The following is a 17,476-nucleotide window of genomic DNA, read 5'->3' as shown; positions in this document are numbered from 1 at the left end:
AAAACGGGCCATGCGCCAGTGCGCCCAATACATGCAGGACAACCCTCACCTGTTTCCCCTCCCGTCGCCGCCCAAACCCAAGCCACCGCCCGACACCTCGATCCAGTTTCGCTACATCGGCAAACCCCAGAACATCATGCCCCGCTCTCTGCTACTTGATACCCGGCTCACACCGCTGGAGCGTAACGCCTGGCAGGCCCTGCACTTCATGATCGTAGAGCGCGGGCTCAAATACCCCCGCTACGAGGACTTGCAGCCGTATCTGTCCGCCGTCCCCTGCGGCGAGAAAGCTTCCCGCGAGACAGTCGCGCGTGTATTGCAGAATCTGCGGCTGACCCGTTGGCTCAGCCTGGTCACGCATCTTCGCGACGATCAAGGTCGGTTGCGAGCCCCCATCTATGTCCTGCACGACGAGCCGCTGACGCCGGCCGAAGCACTGCAGTTGGACGAGGGTTACGGAGATCTGATCAAGCGCAGCCTCAAGCACGCTGCCAAGGGCGTACGCATCACCGCCGGACATGTGTTGGGGGAACTGCGGCGCGACCAAACGGTACCGGCGGCCTTTGTACCCAAGGTGCTGGCCCTGGTGCCGTTGGCGCCTGAGCAACACTCACTCGAGCTCGAGTCACCCTCACCTGCTCACGAATCCGAACAGCCTTCGCTGGATGTCGCTTCCTTGCCCTACGCGGCACAACATCAATCCGAACTGCCGGCGAAAGCCTCGGATTTAGCGGTGGTTCGGATTCCGAATCCCCCTAGTACTGTACAAAAGCGTATAGAGCAAAAGAGTACGGTACGAGGGGCTGGGGGAAAATCCGAACTCGAATGGCCGGCGAACCTGCCCATCAGCGCAAGTGATCGGCAGATCGCCTTGCAGGCCATGACCCCATTGCCAAATGAGGCCAGGGTGGCCGTGCTGCAGGAGGCTGTGGCCCGGTGCACCACGGGGGCCGTGCGGCGCCCCGCCGCTTACCTGATGGGGTTGATCAGGAAAGCGATCGAGGGAGACTTTCGATTGTGGGCCGCCAGGGACATCGCGACCAAAGCGCAGCCGCCCAAAGCCGTGCGGGTCCAGCAGGCGGTGCCAGAGCCAAAGAGCGCTGAACGCAGCGGCGCGCCGCGATCGGCGTCCCCCGTGGCAAGGGCCTGCCTGGATCAACTGCGCCAACAATGTGGGCTGATGAGTAGCGCTTAATGGATTTGATGCCTGAGGCATCAAATCCATGGACGTCCAGTCGCTCTGTTCAGCCACGGGCGTTGATCGAACCTGAAGCCCGGCTTCACGCACTTGCGGTAATGAGCACCAGCCTTCAGTGGATTTGATGCCTCAGGCATCAAATCCATACTGTTCCAGTTGCCATAGCTTATCCGAACACAGGTCCTTCAGGTTTTCGGCAGTCACGCCGGTGTTTGCCCGGCACTGTGTCCTCACCCGCCGACTTGAGGACCTGCCCATGGCCGACCATTTCCAGCTCAACCTGGGCTCGCTGCGCAGCACCATCACCCTGACCCTGCACACCCATCACGCCGCTCGGCTGTGGCAGGGCCGCCTGGCCCGCGAGGGCAGCCATCCGATCATGAGCATGGCGGCCTACATCAACATCACCAATATCCTCAAGCAAGCGGCGGCGCAGGACGACCCCTTCGCCGACTGGTTCATGCTGATGCTCGAGGACAAGGTGCTGCGGGCCAAGGCACAGATGGGCCACTTGATGGAGCAGGTCAGCCATCTTGAAAAACTGCTGCCCTCGCAAATCGACGTCGGTGACAACCTTAATATTCACCCCGTGACCCTGCCGCTGTTCATCGCCAGCCAGCTGGGATTTCTGGCGGTGTACCTGCTCACCGATTACGACACCTTGGTCAGGCGTGTGCTGCTCGCCCATCACACCGCGCTGATCGGCCGGCCGGACATGGAGGGCTGGATCGACCAGGGCGCCCACCAGGTGCGCAGCTTGTTTGGTATCGCCCATCGATGCCGCGTGTCCGGCGTCACCCGCAGCGATGTGGCCGCCGACAATGCTCGCTTTCAGGAAGCGGTCGATAAATACGGTCTCCCGCCTCAGGATGTGCTCGATGGCGAGCGCCGCTCGCAGTTCGCCCCGCCCATCATCGCGGTGGCGGGATCGACGGAGCGTGCGCCGGCCAGTGCAAGTGATGACGTTCCGGCGGACGACGAGGCTGACGCGACGGATAAGCCGTCATGACCCCACAAGACTTCCCCGACGATCTGACCCTCGCACCCACTGCCTATCGGGACATCGAACACGCTGCCTCCCTAAAAGGCCTTTTAAAGCCTTTTAAGGGTAAGGGGGAGCTGGTCCAGTTGACGAACGTCACGAGGGAGCTTGAACAGCGTGTGGCGCAGCTCATGGGCACCCAGGCGGCGATCATGGCGCTGCCGCCCTTGTCGTTGCTGGGCATTCGCCTGGTGCTGCAGAACACCGGCGCCGGCACCACCTTTCTGCGCTGGCGCACCCAGGACTTTTCCCGCATGGGCGCCCTGGTCTGGGAACGGCTGATGCGCAATCCGCGCCTGCCCCCGGACCTGCGCACTGCCCTGTTCCAGCTCGAATGCAATCGCATCGCGCTGAACCTGCAGATGAGCGTGCTGCATTCCCTGCAGCGCCAGGCGCTCGACTGCAGCCACAAGATGGCCAACGCCGAAGGCGTGCTGCGCCAATCCCCATCCGGAACGGAGACATCACCATGAGCACTTTTTTTGTCGGCGAAGGCAACATCGGCAGCGCGCCGGACTTTCAGGAATTCACCTCGGGCAATGATGAGCCGCGGCGTCTGCTGCGCCTGAATGTCTACTTCGACAACCCGGTACCGCGTGAGGGCGGCTACGAAGACCGAGGTGGATACTGGGCCCCGGTTGAACTGTGGCACCGCGATGCCGAGCACTGGAGCACGTTGTTTCAAAAAGGCATGCGCGTGCTGGTCGAGGGGCGCACGGTGCGCGATGAATGGGAGGACAGCGAGGACAACGCGCGGGTGACCTTCAAGGTCGAGGCGCGGCGCATCGGTATCCTGCCGCATCGGCTGGCCAGCGTGAGCATGCGTGAAAAGTCCCCCGACGCCGCGCCATCGGGCCCGGCCGACAAAGCGAGCCCCGGCACTGCCCGCAAAGGCGGTCGTGCCAAGAGCTGATCAGTGGACCTCAGTGGAAGGAGCGCCTCACTGCGCGGCGCTCATCCAAACCCTGGGCCATCGACGCGCGTCACTTCAATGCCGTGTCGAACCCGCACTGTATTGCAACAACATCGCCTCCAGTGCCGTCTCCAGCACGTCCGGATCCTCAGCGACTTTCGCCAGCGCCTGCCCCAGTTCCCGAAACGCCTGCCGGTGCGTAGGGCATTGTTCCAACCACTGCGCCAAGGCGCTGAGCTTGTCCTTGTCATCGGGTGATCGATGAATCTCCAGAAAGCGTCGAAGCGCCTGCAACCGCACCTGGCCTATCAGCCCATCGTCCGCTGTATCCACGTGAGTTTCCTTGTACGTCAATACACGCCTCGCGCGCGCAGCGACCGCCACTGATTCTTGCCCATTTTCAGCAATCCACACACTCAATTGAACAAATACAACCCATATCGCCCAGAGTCAACCCGATGGGTTGTTCATCTTGCGAGGTCTTTGCTCGACCATTCAGGTTGAATGGGAGACCCGCACAGTTGCCGAAAATCATCGCCGCCGCCGATAAGCAGATTGGCCAAATGATCGCCAAGCGTCGCCGCGCCCTGGGTCTGACTCAGGACCAGTTGGCCGAACGCCTGTCGATGGGTCGTGAGGCCTATTCCCGGCTCGAACTGGGCAAGACGTCGCTGTCGGTCCCCAAGCTGATTCAGCTGTCGGGCGCGCTGGATTGCGGGCTGGCTGAACTGGTGACCGACTTCAGCCCACGCCCCAGTGACCAAGGCCATAAGATCGGATTGCTGCTGGCGCCCCTGTCCGATGCCGATCGGCAGTTCATCCTGTCTTCGACCGAGCACCTGATTGCCCACCTGAAGCAGCGTTAGTCTGCCGCCACCGTCCAATTGGACCCCGCATCTTCAGTTTTAAGCTGGCGCCCTCCCCCCTGAGCGTCACCCTGCTTCAGTCATCCGACTGGAGCGAAGCCATGCAATTGTTCATCTGCGAAAAGCCCTCCCAGGCGCGCGACATCGCTCGCGTGTTGCAGGCCGGCCGGCGTGCCGAGGGCTGCCTGGTGGGCGAACGGGTCACCGTCACCTGGTGTGTCGGGCACCTCTTGGAGACTGCGCCACCTGAAGCCTATGGCAGCCACCTCAAACGCTGGGCCCTGGAAGACCTGCCGATACTGCCCCGGCAGTGGAAGGTGCTGCCAAAGCCCAAGGTCGCTTCCCAACTCAAGGTCATTCGCGGCTTGCTGGGCCAGTGCGACGAGGTGGTCATCGCCACCGACGCCGATCGCGAAGGCGAGATGATCGCGCGCGAGATCCTGGAACTGGAAGGCTACCGCGGGCCGGTGCAGCGCCTGTGGCTGTCGGCGCTCAACGACGCCTCGATCCGACAGGCGCTTGCGGCGCTCAAGTCCGGTGCGGAAACCTTGCCGCTGTATCACTCCGCTCTGGCCCGTTCGCGGGCCGACTGGCTGGTGGGCATCAACCTCAGTCGGTTGTTCACCCTGCTTGGTCGCCGCGCGGGTTATGACGGAGTTCTGCCGGTGGGGCGCGTGCAGACGCCGACACTGAAGCTGGTGGTATCCCGCGATCGGGCCATCGCGAGCTTCGTGGCGCAGCCGTACTGGACGCTGGATATTCGCCTGGCCGCAGGGACCGCAGATTTTCAGGCTCGCTGGCAACCGCCCCCTACGGTCTGCGATGACCAAGGCCGTTGTACCCGCCAAAGTGTCGCGCGGCAGGTGCTGAAGGGGGTGCTCGAGGCCGCACAGGTGCACATCGACAGTGTCGAAACCGAGCGGGTACGGGAGTCCGCCCCGCTACCGTTCGACCTGGGCACGCTGCAGGAAATCTGCTCGGCCCGGCTCGGCCTGGGTGCTCAGGAAACACTGGAATGCGCCCAGGCCTTGTACGAGACCCACAAGGTCACCAGCTATCCTCGAAGCGACTGCGGCTACCTACCTGAGAGCATGATCGACGACGCGCCAGCCGTGCTCGAGGCGCTCACTCAAGCCGATCCGGCGCTTCGGGATCGCCTTCAGGACCTGAACCTGTCCGTGCGCTCGCGCGCCTGGGACACCGCCAAAATTTCCGCCCACCACGGCATCATCCCGACCGCCGTGGCGTTCCGGATCGACAGCCTGCCCCCGCGTGAACGTGCGGTGTACGCGTTGATCCGCGCCCGCTACCTGGCGCAGTTCTGCGCGCTGCACGAGTACCTCAAGACCGAAGCGTTGTTCATCGGGGCCGGTGAAACCTTCATGGCCACGGGCAAGCAGATTCTGGTACCTGGCTGGAAGCCCTGGATCAGCGAAGCCGACCCCACTGGCCCGGCTGACGCCTCACAGGCGCTGCCCGCGTTGCACGAAGGCCATGCCCTGAGCGTGTGCTCGGCCAAGGTCGATGCCCGCACCACACAACCGCCCAAGCCCTACACCGAAGGCACGCTGATCAGGGCCATGAAATCCATCGCCAATCAGATCGAGGATCCGCGCCTGCGCCAACGCCTCAAGGACAGCATCGGTATCGGCACCGAAGCCACCCGGGCCTCGATCCTGCAGGGGCTGATCGATCACGGTTACCTGGTGAAAAAGAAGCGCAGCCTGTCGGCCTCGGCGGCCGGTCACACGCTGATCGAGGCCGTGCCGCCCGAGGTGGCTGATCCGGTGATGACGGCGTTGTGGGAACAGGCGCTGGAGCATATCGAAACCGGCCGGCTGACCGTGGACGCCTTTCTCTTCAAGCAGGGCGAATGGCTCAGCCAACTCATCAAGCACCACGCGACACTCAAACTCAATGTGCCGGCGGCGCGCGGCCCAGGCTGTCCGATCTGCAAGACGGTGATGCGCAAACGCACCGGGCGGACCGGCACCTTCTGGTCGTGCTCGCGTTATCCCGACTGCAAGGGCACCAAGCCGTTGGCCAAGCCCAAGGCGTCGAAGCCCAAATCCAAGGGACCGTGACCCTCACCGTGCACTTGACGGGTCTGGTCGGGGCTGTTGTAGTGAGGACGCCCTTCGCCATTGGCGAGCCAAGACCGATTCGCTCCGGGCAGTTCGGTCGGACTCCATGAGTTCGGAGCCACTTCTTCCTGCAACCTGGTTGCCCTTCACCGCCCTGCATATCGCTGCAGCGAATGACCCGTGCCGCTTTTCACCAGGCCGCAGGGGTCATTCGCTTCGGCGATGACGATCAGCTCCGGTGCCCGCCGGCGAAACACTGGGCGCCTTTTGTGCGCGGATGCGTGCCAGAAAATTCCGACCCAGGCCACGACAAGGGTCGGTTAGTCAGGTCCTGCCAACGTGTGCTTGTCACGAGGAGCAACGTTGTCGCGATTGGCCAAAGGTGGTCCTTTTTGTCCCCAGCCCGATGACCGTCGGGCTATTTTTCGCCCGCGACGTTTCCACTGTGTGCCGCTCGAATCTGCGCCAACAGCCTCTGTTCGATCGGCTGTTGACGTCCCATTGATCGCGTTTTATAGATGGGCTGCACTTGCTGTCGATGACAGCGCCCAGGCAGCTTGAACCTTCAAGGCTGCGCCATTTCGATGGTGGTTCTCCCAAGTGCGATTCGCGTTCGGCAGCTCGCACGGTCATCGATTCGTCGGTGATGATCGCTGATTGTTTTCTCAGCCCTTCTGGGCCTACTTGCCATCCCCCTGCGGAATTCACCTCCCGCCGGGACGGTGGGTTTCCGCGTTTCTTGCAAACAGGAGATTCACCATGACTCAGTCCACTGCCCAAAACCAAACCCAAGCTAGCAGCTACTTCAACCTGCACACCCAAGGCATCGGCTATCTGAACCGCGTGCGTGAAGTCACGGTTCGTCGCGGCCAGCCGTTCATGGCCTGTGATATCGCTGCCCTGCATGGCGCCAGCGATGACGTGGAATACACCCGTTTCGACTGCAAGGTCGCCGGTGGTGAAGCGGAAAGGCTGATCCGCCAACACATGGCCGACGTCCAGGCCGAACGCAAAGTCCTCTTGGGCTTTCGTATCGGTGATCTGTGGACCGATGCATTCATCTACGAAAAAGGCGAACGCCAGGGTCAACCCGGCGCCAGTCTCAAAGGCCGCTTGATCTTCATCGAGTGGATCAAGGTCGACGGCACCTTGGTGTACAAGGCCCCGGCCCGCACGCCCATTGCCGCCGATGCGGAGCAACCCACCGCTGATGCAGATCACGCACAGCATCAGGACGAATCGCAGGCACGACAAACCGCCTGATCCGTCCGCTATCCCGCAACAGGCGCTCTCCCCCGAGCGCCTTTTCTTCCACCACAGGAGGCTCCGATGGAATCCTTCTGGCTCTGCCAAACCTGCCTGTTTGCCGTCGCCTATGACGACTTCAGCGCGCTGTCCCTGTATTACACCGATGAGGAACTCGAGCAGCGCATGGCCGCAATCCATGCGGGTGCTCGGGAACTGATGCCCCTGAGCGCTGATTTCGACTCAGAGACCGGCCTAGGCATCGACCACTTTTCCACGTCACCTTGTGATGCGTGTCACTGCTCACTTCACGGCACCCGCCACCGTTTCACCCGATTGTGATTACTGAAATCCAAAGCTCTTTCACCCAACCCATCAGGGGCCATCACGCCCTTGGGGTGCGCCCCTTTGCGACTGGAGGATCACACCATGCACGCTCCCCTCACCTTGATCGACGGTACCGATGTCACCCGCCGCGGTGCAGAAGACCAAATGATTGCCGAAGCGCTCAACCTGCTGGATCGGCGTTACTTCACCCGTGGTGAATGCCTGTTCAGTCCGACTGCGGTGGCCGACTACCTGAAGCTACAACTGGCCGGGCATCACCAGGAGGTCTTCGCCATGGTCTGCCTGGACGCACGTCACAGGACCCTGAGTTTTGAAAAAGTGTTCTTCGGCAGCATTGACAGTGCCAGCGTGTACCCGCGAGAGATCGTGATTCGCGCCTTGGCCTGCAATGCCGCCGCGGTCATTTTCGCCCACAACCATCCTTCAGGGTGTGCCGAACCCAGCCAGGCCGATCGCAACCTCACCGCACAGCTCAAGAATGCCCTGGCGTTGGTGGAAGTCCGCGTTCTGGATCACTTCGTGGTGGGTGAGGGAAGACCCGTGTCGCTCGCCGAGATGGGTTGGCTCTGACTTCACGTGCAAACGCTTCACCCTGCCGGGGAAATCTCTTCCCCGCTGGGGAGGCGGTGACTCCGGTTTCACTCAACCGAAACAGGAGAATCACCATGGAACTGTCCATCAATGATCTGGCGGGCGTTCAGTTTTTGGAAAACCCGTACGCACCCGACACCCTGCTGCGACGCGACGTGTTCGAGCGTCAATTCGTGGTGATGGGTCACGGCGAGATGATCTTTTCCAAAAGCAGCTTTTGCTCCCAGGCCTTTCAGGAACGAGCGCTGGTGGTGCTGGGCTATTGTGGCCTGATCACCGAGGCATGGCGACTGCTCACGATTGCCTGTTTAGCGACACCTTTGGGCTGCGTGCATTAGAGCAGGCGCGCGCGGTGGATTTCAGAATCCATCAGGTCAACATCGTCGACCTGCAGGGCCGTACCGTGCTGTCGGGCGTTGTCCGTGAAGCAAGCATCGAGTGGCTGTCGCCCTGTGTGACTCGAACCGAACGGATGTACGCCAGACTGACCGCTTAGGTTCTGTTGAATCGGGCACAAGTGCATACCCACGATGGTCTGCACGAGGCCGCCCGGCAACTGCGCACCGAGGCCGAAGAGTGGCAAGGCCGGATGATCGCCGAACACTGGATACCTCACGCGCTGCAAGCGCTCTCGCACTGACCCAGACCCGACCGGGGAGTAACCTCCCCATCGGGCGGACTCTCCCGGTTTTTCGATAACCTTGGAGAGACAGCATGAACCTTCATATACAGCACTTCGATGGCGTCGCTTTCGTTCACAACCCCTACCTCGCTGGAACAGCCCTGCGCCAGGACATCTTCGAACGTCAGTTCCGGGTGCTCGCCCACGGCCAGGCAGAACTCGCGGATGATGATGGCTTTGCTCACACCTTCTGGATGCCGCTGACAATCGAGCTCGCACAGTGCGGCTTGCTCGAGCAATGCCTGCTCAAGGCCCTGCATTATCTGGTCTCGGGCAACGCTGGCTTCATCGACGATGCGGTGCTGGACTTTCGGCCGGAGCGTATCTCAGTTCAGGATCGCGGCGGTCAAACCGTGCTGTCAGGCCTCGTCAGGCAGTCCGCGCTGACCTGGTTGTCGCCCTACCGCACCGGTGACGAATTGCTCTTAGCCGAAGCGCAAATAAGGCGCCTGTTGGCAGAAGCCATCGACGAAGACCGTTGGGACAACCACAGCACCGCAAAAAACCTGCGGCGTCAGGCAGACCATCTCCAGGCCCGCATTATCCCCACTCGCTGGCGGCCGCACGTGCTGAAGCTGCTGAACATCTAACTATTGATGCACATCCCTTGGGGGCCTTTCCCCCTTGGGGCTGGGCCCTCCTCACCTTGTGGAGAACCCGAGCATGAACACCACACCTGAAAACCCTTTCGCCCGCGGCTACCTGGCCATGGTCAGCGAACGCGTGCTGATGATCATCTACGACGACAAGCAGCCGCCCTGCTACCGCACGCTGCACCCGTCGCAGATTCATCTGAGCGACGAGCACATCGAGCACCTTGCCTGCCGTTTCAACGACGACATGGTATGGGTCGGTACTGATCCAAAGCCAGACCCTGATCTGGAAGCGCAATACATGTCCGAAGGCACCGTCGCGGCAGTGATCTACCAGGTGACGGCTGACCATTTCGGTAGCGCTGTGCACCTTGGGGATTTCCCCACCGAGGCTGCTGCGCAATCGGCGATCCTGCAGATGGCGTTTGAGACCGGCCACTACAGCCGCAGCTGGGAAATCAGCAGTGCCCACGTGCCTCAGCCGGACCTGTGGACTTTTTGCTTTCCGGCCAGCAGCGGGCGATCGATGGGCTACTTCGAGTGCTTCAGCCTGCCGGGCAGTACCGCGGTCGGGTTCAAGCTCTACTCGACTCCGTGGTCGGCAAATCCTTCTCGACGTTCGTTCGATGCCAACAGTAGCGACGTCGAAGCGCGCATGCGCGGTGAAGGTGTGCCCGAGGCGCTGATCAGGATTCTGATGCTGGCAGGTGAGGCTGATGTGCGGTTTTTGTTCCTTGATCCTGACGCTGCGGCAGTGCCTGGATTGCCCATCTTCCCTGATGATTGAACCAAAGGCGCCCTTGATACGGGCGCTTTTTTTCTGCGTGGCGCACCGGCAACCACTTGAGGCTAACGCATCCTGGAGTTCAGAAAAGTGGCCAGGTTGAATTCGGGTTTCTGGTAAGTGCTGTGTCATCCTGACTGCCATGGTTAGCCCTCGCAAATGCCGAGAGTTCATCATGAACCTGAATCTTCCCATCAGTCTCGCGTTGGCCCTCGCACTGACCGGGTGCGCCACCGCCCGCACTGACGCTCCGCCTGTGCCCAGAACGACAAAGCCTGTGGTATCCAGCGCGATCGATCCCAGGTTCAAGCCGAAGTCGACTCAGGAAATCGCCCAAGGGCGCTACGGCCTGGTGAGCACCCAGCCAACCGTGGAACAACGTGATCCATTGCTTCAGATCATCGACGTCCATATCACGCCGACGCTCAACGCCACGGTCGCCGATGCCTTGCACTTCATCCTGCAACGATCCGGGTACTCCCTGTGCGCCGCTACCCCTGGGGTCCAGATGCTGTTCAGTCGTCCACTGCCGTCAGTGCACTACCAGTTGGGGCCCATCTCGCTGATAGACACCTTGGACGTGTTGGGGGGCGAGGCCTGGCAATTGCAGACGGATCCGGTGCTGCGCACCGTGTGTTTTACCCAGCGGCAGGTCGTTACCAACGACCCATCGCTAACGGCCGAGGGCCAGCCATGAAATCGACTTCCTTTCAGGCGCTGGTTGTCGGCGCCCTGTGCCTGTGTACGTCGGGACTCGCGGCGGTGGCCGTTAATCAGCATCGGCAGCTACAAGCGTTACAGGCCAAACCGCAAAACGAAATGACGGTCTCCGAGTACCAACGCCAATGGAGTGAGCTGAACAACAAGCAAGGCTTGGCTGATACCGCCATCGCGCAACTGCGAAGCACGTTATCCAAGCTGGCCTCGACACAAACCGAGCACGGTGAACAGACGGTGCAACTGGCCAGCGACATCGAATCCCTTAGGGTCGCCAAGCAGGCACCAACTGCCAATCTCGACCTGCAGCCTTTGGAGCTACGGCTCTCGCTCATCGAGGAGCAACTGGCTCAAGTCCGTCTGCAAGCGGCGCCTCCGCCGAAGGCGAGACCCGCCAGCGTTTCAAGCAAGTCGCCGGCCGTCCCACGCCCACGCCCACAACCGCCAACGCCACCCTTCTCGATCATGGGCAGCGAGCTTCGCGGGCCAGAGCGCTTTCTGTCGCTCTTGCCACTGGGCGACCGAACGCTTAGTTCGGTACGCCTGATTCAAACTGGCGAGACCTTTGGCGGATGGCGACTGGACAACCTGAACACGAGCACTGCCGTGTTCTCGATCGCCGGCCAGGCTCAAACCCTACCAATCCCATAGGGAGGCGCCATGAAAACCTTCGTGTCGTTATCCGCCTGGTCGATGGGCTGTTTCTGCCACCTGGCCCTGGCCGCCCCTGACATCTCGACCGCAGACCACACTGCACCTGAGCGGCAAGCATTGCGGGCTTCAGCCCAGCACTCCCAGGAGATATGGGGGCTCACCGAACAGGAATGGGCCAAATTCGAATCGCTGCAAGTGGGTCCGCGCCGCTACTGGAGCCCGCAGCTCGATCCTCTGACCACCCTCGGCGTCGAGGCCGAGACGGACCAGGAACGCCAGCGTTATGCTGAGCTGCAGGTTCGCCTTGAGGCCAAGCGTGCCGAACGCGAGCTGGCCTATCAGAAGGCCTACACGCAGGCGTGGGCCAAGCTGTACCCCGATTTGATGCCAATCCAGGGGATGGCGACCACTGCCAGTACCGCCTCTCAAACCGCCACTCGCAGCGCGCTCTTTGTCAAAGTCGATTGCGACAGTTGCATGAATGCGGCGAAGCATCTGCAGGACCAGGGTACGGCGTTCGATCTGTACCTAGTGGGTAGCGACGGTGACGATGACTCAGTGCGGCGCTGGGCCAAGGCAGCGGGGATTGTCCCTGCCAATGTTCAACGTCGGCAGATCACCCTCAATCATGACCGCGGTCGCTGGTTCAGCCTCGGTGCCTTTGGCTCGCTCCCCGCCCGCTTCGAACAGGTCAATGGCCAATGGCAGCGCATCGAATAGCCTGGCTGGCCGTGCTGCTGCCGGTGCGTCTCGTGCTTGCCGAGAGCATCCCGCCGCCGGCTTACCAACTCGTCGCAGAGCGCACCGGCGTCCCGGCGACCGTGCTGTTCGCGGTGGCGCTGCAGGAGAGCGGGACGCTGCTTCGCGGTCAGCGCATCCCCTGGCCCTGGACACTGAACATTGCCGGCCAGGGGCAACGCTATCCCACGCGTGACGCAGCCTGCCAAGGGATACACGAGGCTGCGAGGCAACACGACCTCAAACGTATTGATGTCGGCCTGGGGCAAACCAACCTGGGCCATAACGGCGCACGCTATTCATCCCCATGTGCCGCCCTGGATCCGCAGCAAAACCTCATCGTGACCGCGACGCTACTGCGCGAGCACTACGATCTGACCGGCGATTGGGTCCTAGCGGCCGGCCGCTACCACCGCCCAGCGGGTGGTGCGATCGCCGCGCGCTACCGCGCCCAGTTTCGGCAGCAGCTGCAGCAGTTACAGGCCTCGACTTCTCCCACCTTGGAATCCTCACCATGATTGGACATGACCTCAATCGCCTTTTGCTGTCGCTGGCTATCGCTGCGCTGTGCGCTGCACCCGCGGCGGCCCAGGACAACACCGGAAAGCTCAACCCGGTGTCGCCGTCGATCATTCATACCGACATGTCCCTCCCTTCGGGACTGCAATGGATCCTGCCGGTACGTAGCCCGAAGCTGAGCCCAGGCCGTGTTGATGCCAGAACACTGCATATGCTAGGCCTCAAACCTTTCTTCCTGGTCGGGGAGGATGCGACCTCACTGGAGTGGCTGAGCAGCAATGCCACCCGCCTGACAGAGCTTGGCGCCGCCGGACTCGTGGTGGACGTGACTGATGCCGGCTCGCTGCGACGCATCCAGTCGTTGGTACCCGAGCTGACCGTCATGCCGGTGAGTGGCGATGATATTGCGGAGCGATTACAGCTCTCCCATTACCCGGTACTGATCACCGCCACTGCCCTGGAACAGTAAGGTACCCGTCATGGCCGATCACGTGATGGAGTCGTTGCTACGCCCTGCCGTTGAGCTGTACACCGTGGCGGTCTGCGGAGGAGCCGCTGCGCTGTGCCTGCACTCCCCTTGGGCTGTCGCGCTCTCCCCGGAGATCGGCGCCGGGATGGCCATGGCCTACACAGCCTTCGGCCTCAAGCGGCTCAATGAGGCGCGCATGGTGCTGCGCTACCGGCGCAATATCCGGCGCCTGCCCCGCTACGAGCTGACCAGCCGCCAAATACCGGTGAGCCGTAAACGGCTGTTCATGGGCAGGGGCTTTCGCTGGACCCGCCTGCACACACAGCGCCTGGTCGAAGCTCAGGATCCGGATGTCGCCCGTTACGTGAACCAATCGTTGCCCCATCGCATGGCCCGGCACCTCGAAAGGCGCCTGGAATGGGCGCCCTACCCGCTCACTCTGCTGGGCCGCGCCACTGCCTGGGACAGCGCCTTCAACCCCGTCAGGCCGCTGCCGCCGGTGGGTGGCTCGCCGCTGCTGCATGGGGTCGAACCCAACGAAACCGAAGTCAGCCTACCGCTGGGTGAACGCGTGGGACACACCCTGGTCTTGGGCACCACCCGGGTCGGCAAGACGCGATTGGCAGAGGTGTACATTACCCAGGATATCCACCGCAAAGCGCCCGAAGTGGTGATCGTGTTCGACCCCAAGGGCGATGCCGATCTGCTCAAGCGCATGTACGTCGAGTCGCGAAGGGCCGGTCGCGAGAAGGAATTCTATGTCTTTCACCTGGGCTGGCCAGACATCTCCGCGCGCTACAACGCAGTCGGTCGTTTCGGCCGCATCTCTGAAGTGGCCACCCGCATTGCTGGCCAACTGAGTGGCGAAGGTAACTCTGCGGCGTTTCGCGAATTTGCCTGGCGCTTCGTCAACATCATCGCCCGCGCGCTGGTCGAGCTGGGCCGCCGGCCGGACTATCTGCAGATCCAGCGGCACGTGGTGAACATCGACGCCTTGTTCATCGAATACGCCCAGCAGTTCTTTGCCCGGCATGATGCCAGTGCCTGGGAAGCCATCGTGCAGATCGAGGGCAAGCTCAACGAGAAGAACATCCCGCGGCACATGGTCGGGCGCGTAAAGCGTGTGGTAGCGATCGAGCAATACCTGGCCGCCAAGCGCATATTTGATCCGGTCATGGATGGTCTGCGCTCGGCGGTACGCTATGACCGCACCTACTTCGACAAAATCGTGGCTTCCCTGCTGCCATTGCTGGAAAAGCTTACCAGCGGCAAGACCGCGCAGTTGCTGGCCCCCAACTACACCGACCTGGAAGATCCGCGGCCGATCTTCGATTGGATGCAGATCATCCGCAAACGCGGCATCGTCTACGTTGGCCTGGATGCCCTCACCGACGCCGAAGTGGCTGCGGCAGTCGGTAACTCCATGTTCGCCGACCTGGTGTCGGTCGCGGGTCATATCTACAAACATGGCGTCGACCATGGACTCCCCGATTCCGATGCCTCCGGGCAAAAACTCCCGATCAATCTGCACGCCGATGAGTTCAACGAGCTGATGGGCGACGAGTTCATTCCGCTGATCAACAAGGGTGGTGGCGCCGGTATCCAGGTGACAGCCTATACCCAGACATTGAGCGATATCGAAGCCAGGATCGGCAACCGCGCCAAGGCCGGTCAGGTCATTGGCAACTTCAACACGCTGCAGATGCTTCGTGTGCGCGAGACCGCGACCGCCGAGCTGCTCACGCACCAACTGCCCAAGGTCAATGTGCAGACACGCACCCTGGTCTCGGGCGCCACGGATACCGCGGATCCCGATGCCCATACCGATTTCACGTCCTCATCCCAGGATCGCGTCAGCACCACTGCCGTACCGCTGATCGAGCCCGCGCACATCGTCAGTCTGCCCAAGGGCCAAATGTTTTCCTTCCAGGAAGGCGGACAGCTCTGGAAGGTGCGGATGCCCCTGCCCAAACCGGCGGATGACGATGCCATGCCCAAGGACCTGCAGGAGTTGGCCACCCGCATGCGTGCGGCGTACAACGCCCACGCGAACAAGTGGTGGACCGCCAGCGGCGGCGGTCCGACGGTGGACTATGACCCAGAGCAACCCCCGCCAGGACGTCGCCGTGGATAGCTGTATTGCAAAGTCCCTATGCGAGCGGCTAGTGCTGTGAGCGCCGATCCACCGCGGCAGGCCCCACCGCAGCAACGTCCTGGCCTGATCATGTCGTTCATTGCCGGCGTGCTGAAGGTCATCGGACTGCTCTTCATGTCCCTGCTGGCGTCGATCATCATGGAATACATAGGGCTGATCTGGTTCTGGGCGGAGCAAGGCTGGCACCACAGTTATGCGATGCTCGACAGCGAGCTCGCGTGGCTCAGCAGCCACTTCAAAAACTCGCTCATTGTTGAGCAACCGGGTGCAGCGACGCTGAAGGGTTTGACGCTTTTGCAGGAGTGGCTCATCGAGGGAACCGGGCTAGCGCGCCTGGACGCTCGCGCCAGCGAGATCGGGCAATCCGATAGCTTCTGGGCGTGGGTCGGTGGCGTATATGTGCTCACCAAGGACTACATCCTCGCCGCGGTCTACACGACGATGACTTTTGCGGTGCGCCTAGCGGTGCTGACCTTGGCGGCACCGCTGTTTTTGCTTGCGACGCTGACGGGGCTGGTCGACGGATTGATGCGCCGGGACTTGAGAAAGTTCGGCGCCGCACGCGAAAGTAGTTTTATCTACCATCGCGCCAAGCGATCGCTCATCCCCCTGATGTTCCTACCTTGGATTGTCTATTTGTCATTGCCCATCACGTTAAATCCTCTGTGGGTGCTGATGCCCTGCGCAGCTCTGCTAGGGATCATGGTTGCCATCACTGCCTCGACATTCAAAAAGTATCTTTGAAGCCCCTCACAGGCCCCTCACCAAGGATTGCGGCACATGAGCTTTTCCACTGTATGTGCCCATCGACCCTTATCTCGAATTTAACTTAAAGGTTTCAGCACGCTAGTCGATAAATCAGCCCGACGTCCCCACGGAGCTCGCGGTGCTAGGCTTTTCAGCATCCACCTTCCCTTGTTAGCCATCGAGGACTCACACAGCATCCATCACAGAGGCTCACATGAAACACATCCTGACGACGATCAGCTGCTTGCTGCTAGGCGCGTGCGCCAGCCAGTCCATCCCGCAAGGCACCTCCGCGGCGTTCCCGGTCGCGATCACACAGCTGACATCCAGCGTCGCCCCTGCGAGCGGACAGTTGGAGGTGCACATCACGATCAAGAACAGTTTTCCGCGAACCCTGAAGACGCTGCGCGCATTCGTGGCTGCGTACACTACGGACGGTACGAAGGCGAGCATGGCGGACGAAAGTATCGAAATTCTGGGGCCCATAAACCGAGGCCAAAGCATTGGCCCTCTTGAAAAAGTGACGTCAATCCGAGACCGCAACGTGAGTTGTGTCGAAGTCGTGCGGGTGGAAGCTGTCATGATGGATTACGCGACGACTATCGCGTCCGGTGACAACGCCAAAGCACTGGTTACGGATGCAAATCATCGGCCTTGCAGCCCTGGTTCGCGGTAGTTGAAAGGCGTCCCACATCGATGCTAGCCGGAGGGGGCTGATACTCGCGTACCATCGGCCATTCGCCTATGGTTCAATGTTCTAGTAACTGGGCCGCCTTGGGCAACTGCTGGAATTCATTACGATGAGCGACGAGTTTGAACGCGTCACCGATAGCATGCGAGATCGTGCGATGCGACTTTGCGATGGTGTGCTGCAGGCGCCCGGTGATCGTCGGCGACTCAAGTCGTTGAGGCTTTGGTTGCGTCAGGATGACCGCCATCGGCTCGCGCTCAGGGAATTGCGGCAGTTCATGGAAATCGTCCCGGATGATCCTGTGGGGCTGCTTAATCGGATGGTCTCCCGTCTGCCCCCGCTGCCGACTCTCCATTGAGCATCACCGCTACACCGAAAGCCCTGCCTCCAATTCGATAGCCCTGTATTCGATTAAACGAATGCTTGCGACTTCCCATTCC

At 61.4% G+C, this 17,476-nt stretch carries 24 protein-coding genes; 23 read left to right on the top strand and 1 reads right to left on the bottom strand.

All coding sequences use genetic code 11. The features are described 5' to 3' along the window. Positions 1-10 precede the first annotated feature (10 nt). From V6607_RS11450 to V6607_RS11435, 4 genes are all read left to right on the top strand, one after another. Positions 11-1,195, top strand: coding sequence for an STY4528 family pathogenicity island replication protein (locus tag V6607_RS11450; protein ID WP_338743859.1), 1,185 nt, complete (start codon positions 11-13; stop codon positions 1,193-1,195). 259 nt (positions 1,196-1,454) lie between these two features. After that, positions 1,455-2,207 (top strand): TIGR03761 family integrating conjugative element protein, encoded by a 753-nt coding sequence (locus V6607_RS11445; RefSeq protein WP_338743858.1) that lies wholly within the window; start codon positions 1,455-1,457, stop codon positions 2,205-2,207. Next, complete coding sequence (locus V6607_RS11440; RefSeq protein WP_338743857.1) at positions 2,204-2,713, top strand: DUF3158 family protein; 510 nt, start codon at positions 2,204-2,206, stop codon at positions 2,711-2,713. The genes V6607_RS11445 and V6607_RS11440 overlap by 4 nt, the downstream gene beginning before the upstream one ends. Then, positions 2,710-3,153 carry a single-stranded DNA-binding protein gene (locus tag V6607_RS11435; RefSeq protein WP_338743855.1) on the top strand — a complete coding sequence of 148 codons (444 nt, stop codon included), beginning with the start codon at positions 2,710-2,712 and terminating at the stop codon, positions 3,151-3,153. The genes V6607_RS11440 and V6607_RS11435 overlap by 4 nt, the downstream gene beginning before the upstream one ends. Positions 3,154-3,228: 75 nt before the next feature. On the opposite strand, the gene V6607_RS11430 is transcribed toward V6607_RS11435, so the two are convergent. Then, positions 3,229-3,486 (bottom strand): DUF4880 domain-containing protein, encoded by a 258-nt coding sequence (locus V6607_RS11430; RefSeq protein ID WP_008374261.1) that lies wholly within the window; start codon positions 3,484-3,486, stop codon positions 3,229-3,231. Between the two features lie 188 nt (positions 3,487-3,674). On the opposite strand from V6607_RS11430, the gene V6607_RS11425 reads away from it, so the two are divergent. The 19 genes from V6607_RS11425 (at position 3,675) to V6607_RS11335 (ending at position 17,394) form a co-directional block, all read left to right on the top strand. Further along, complete coding sequence (locus V6607_RS11425) at positions 3,675-4,019, top strand: helix-turn-helix transcriptional regulator (protein ID WP_008374264.1); 345 nt, start codon at positions 3,675-3,677, stop codon at positions 4,017-4,019. Between the two features lie 101 nt (positions 4,020-4,120). Continuing rightward, the gene (locus tag V6607_RS11420) at positions 4,121-6,103 is read left to right on the top strand and encodes a DNA topoisomerase III (protein ID WP_338743854.1); all 1,983 of its coding nucleotides are present in this window, start codon (positions 4,121-4,123) and stop codon (positions 6,101-6,103) included. 759 nt (positions 6,104-6,862) lie between these two features. Continuing rightward, the gene (locus tag V6607_RS11415; protein ID WP_338743853.1) at positions 6,863-7,366 is read left to right on the top strand and encodes an STY4534 family ICE replication protein; all 504 of its coding nucleotides are present in this window, start codon (positions 6,863-6,865) and stop codon (positions 7,364-7,366) included. Positions 7,367-7,432: 66 nt separating this feature from the next. Continuing rightward, positions 7,433-7,690 carry a hypothetical protein gene (locus V6607_RS11410; RefSeq protein ID WP_338743852.1) on the top strand — a complete coding sequence of 86 codons (258 nt, stop codon included), beginning with the start codon at positions 7,433-7,435 and terminating at the stop codon, positions 7,688-7,690. 87 nt (positions 7,691-7,777) lie between these two features. After that, on the top strand, positions 7,778-8,266 hold the full coding sequence (gene radC, locus V6607_RS11405) for a DNA repair protein RadC (protein ID WP_338743851.1): 489 nt from the start codon (positions 7,778-7,780) through the stop codon (positions 8,264-8,266). A gap of 95 nt (positions 8,267-8,361) precedes the next feature. Continuing rightward, complete coding sequence (locus V6607_RS11400) at positions 8,362-8,625, top strand: hypothetical protein (protein ID WP_338743850.1); 264 nt, start codon at positions 8,362-8,364, stop codon at positions 8,623-8,625. Between the two features lie 14 nt (positions 8,626-8,639). After that, a complete protein-coding gene (locus V6607_RS11395; protein WP_338743849.1) occupies positions 8,640-8,783 on the top strand; it encodes a hypothetical protein in 144 nt (47 codons plus the stop codon). A gap of 21 nt (positions 8,784-8,804) precedes the next feature. Next, a complete protein-coding gene (locus tag V6607_RS11390; RefSeq protein WP_338743848.1) occupies positions 8,805-8,927 on the top strand; it encodes a hypothetical protein in 123 nt (40 codons plus the stop codon). Positions 8,928-9,001: 74 nt separating this feature from the next. Then, positions 9,002-9,559, top strand: a complete 558-nt coding sequence (locus V6607_RS11385) for a hypothetical protein (RefSeq protein WP_338743847.1) — start codon at positions 9,002-9,004, stop codon at positions 9,557-9,559. A 73-nt stretch (positions 9,560-9,632) separates the two neighbouring features. Further along, entirely contained in the window at positions 9,633-10,349 is a 717-nt protein-coding gene (locus V6607_RS11380) for a hypothetical protein (protein WP_338743846.1), read from the top strand. Positions 10,350-10,521: 172 nt separating this feature from the next. After that, on the top strand, positions 10,522-11,043 hold the full coding sequence (locus tag V6607_RS11375; protein WP_338743845.1) for a PilL N-terminal domain-containing protein: 522 nt from the start codon (positions 10,522-10,524) through the stop codon (positions 11,041-11,043). Continuing rightward, entirely contained in the window at positions 11,040-11,714 is a 675-nt protein-coding gene (locus V6607_RS11370; protein WP_338743844.1) for a hypothetical protein, read from the top strand. The genes V6607_RS11375 and V6607_RS11370 overlap by 4 nt, the downstream gene beginning before the upstream one ends. 9 nt (positions 11,715-11,723) lie before the next feature. Further along, positions 11,724-12,437, top strand: coding sequence for a TIGR03759 family integrating conjugative element protein (locus V6607_RS11365; protein ID WP_338743843.1), 714 nt, complete (start codon positions 11,724-11,726; stop codon positions 12,435-12,437). Further along, positions 12,419-12,973, top strand: a complete 555-nt coding sequence (locus V6607_RS11360; protein WP_338743842.1) for a transglycosylase — start codon at positions 12,419-12,421, stop codon at positions 12,971-12,973. The genes V6607_RS11365 and V6607_RS11360 overlap by 19 nt, the downstream gene beginning before the upstream one ends. Then, on the top strand, positions 12,970-13,443 hold the full coding sequence (locus V6607_RS11355) for an integrating conjugative element protein (RefSeq protein ID WP_338743841.1): 474 nt from the start codon (positions 12,970-12,972) through the stop codon (positions 13,441-13,443). The genes V6607_RS11360 and V6607_RS11355 overlap by 4 nt, the downstream gene beginning before the upstream one ends. A 10-nt stretch (positions 13,444-13,453) precedes the next feature. Then, the gene (gene traD, locus V6607_RS11350) at positions 13,454-15,577 is read left to right on the top strand and encodes a type IV conjugative transfer system coupling protein TraD (RefSeq protein ID WP_338743840.1); all 2,124 of its coding nucleotides are present in this window, start codon (positions 13,454-13,456) and stop codon (positions 15,575-15,577) included. 18 nt (positions 15,578-15,595) lie between these two features. Beyond that, on the top strand, positions 15,596-16,342 hold the full coding sequence (locus V6607_RS11345) for a TIGR03747 family integrating conjugative element membrane protein (RefSeq protein WP_338743838.1): 747 nt from the start codon (positions 15,596-15,598) through the stop codon (positions 16,340-16,342). A gap of 217 nt (positions 16,343-16,559) precedes the next feature. Further along, positions 16,560-17,021 carry a hypothetical protein gene (locus V6607_RS11340; RefSeq protein ID WP_338743837.1) on the top strand — a complete coding sequence of 154 codons (462 nt, stop codon included), beginning with the start codon at positions 16,560-16,562 and terminating at the stop codon, positions 17,019-17,021. 124 nt (positions 17,022-17,145) lie between these two features. Beyond that, positions 17,146-17,394, top strand: a complete 249-nt coding sequence (locus V6607_RS11335; RefSeq protein WP_200656394.1) for a hypothetical protein — start codon at positions 17,146-17,148, stop codon at positions 17,392-17,394. The last annotated feature ends 82 nt before the right edge of the window (positions 17,395-17,476 follow it).

It is taken from the genome of Pseudomonas sp. KK18 (assembly GCF_037094675.1).
GTDB lineage: Bacteria > Pseudomonadota > Gammaproteobacteria > Pseudomonadales > Pseudomonadaceae > Aquipseudomonas.
The sequence above is the reverse complement of the archived record's forward strand: the minus strand, read 5'-3'. Positions and strand labels throughout refer to the sequence as shown.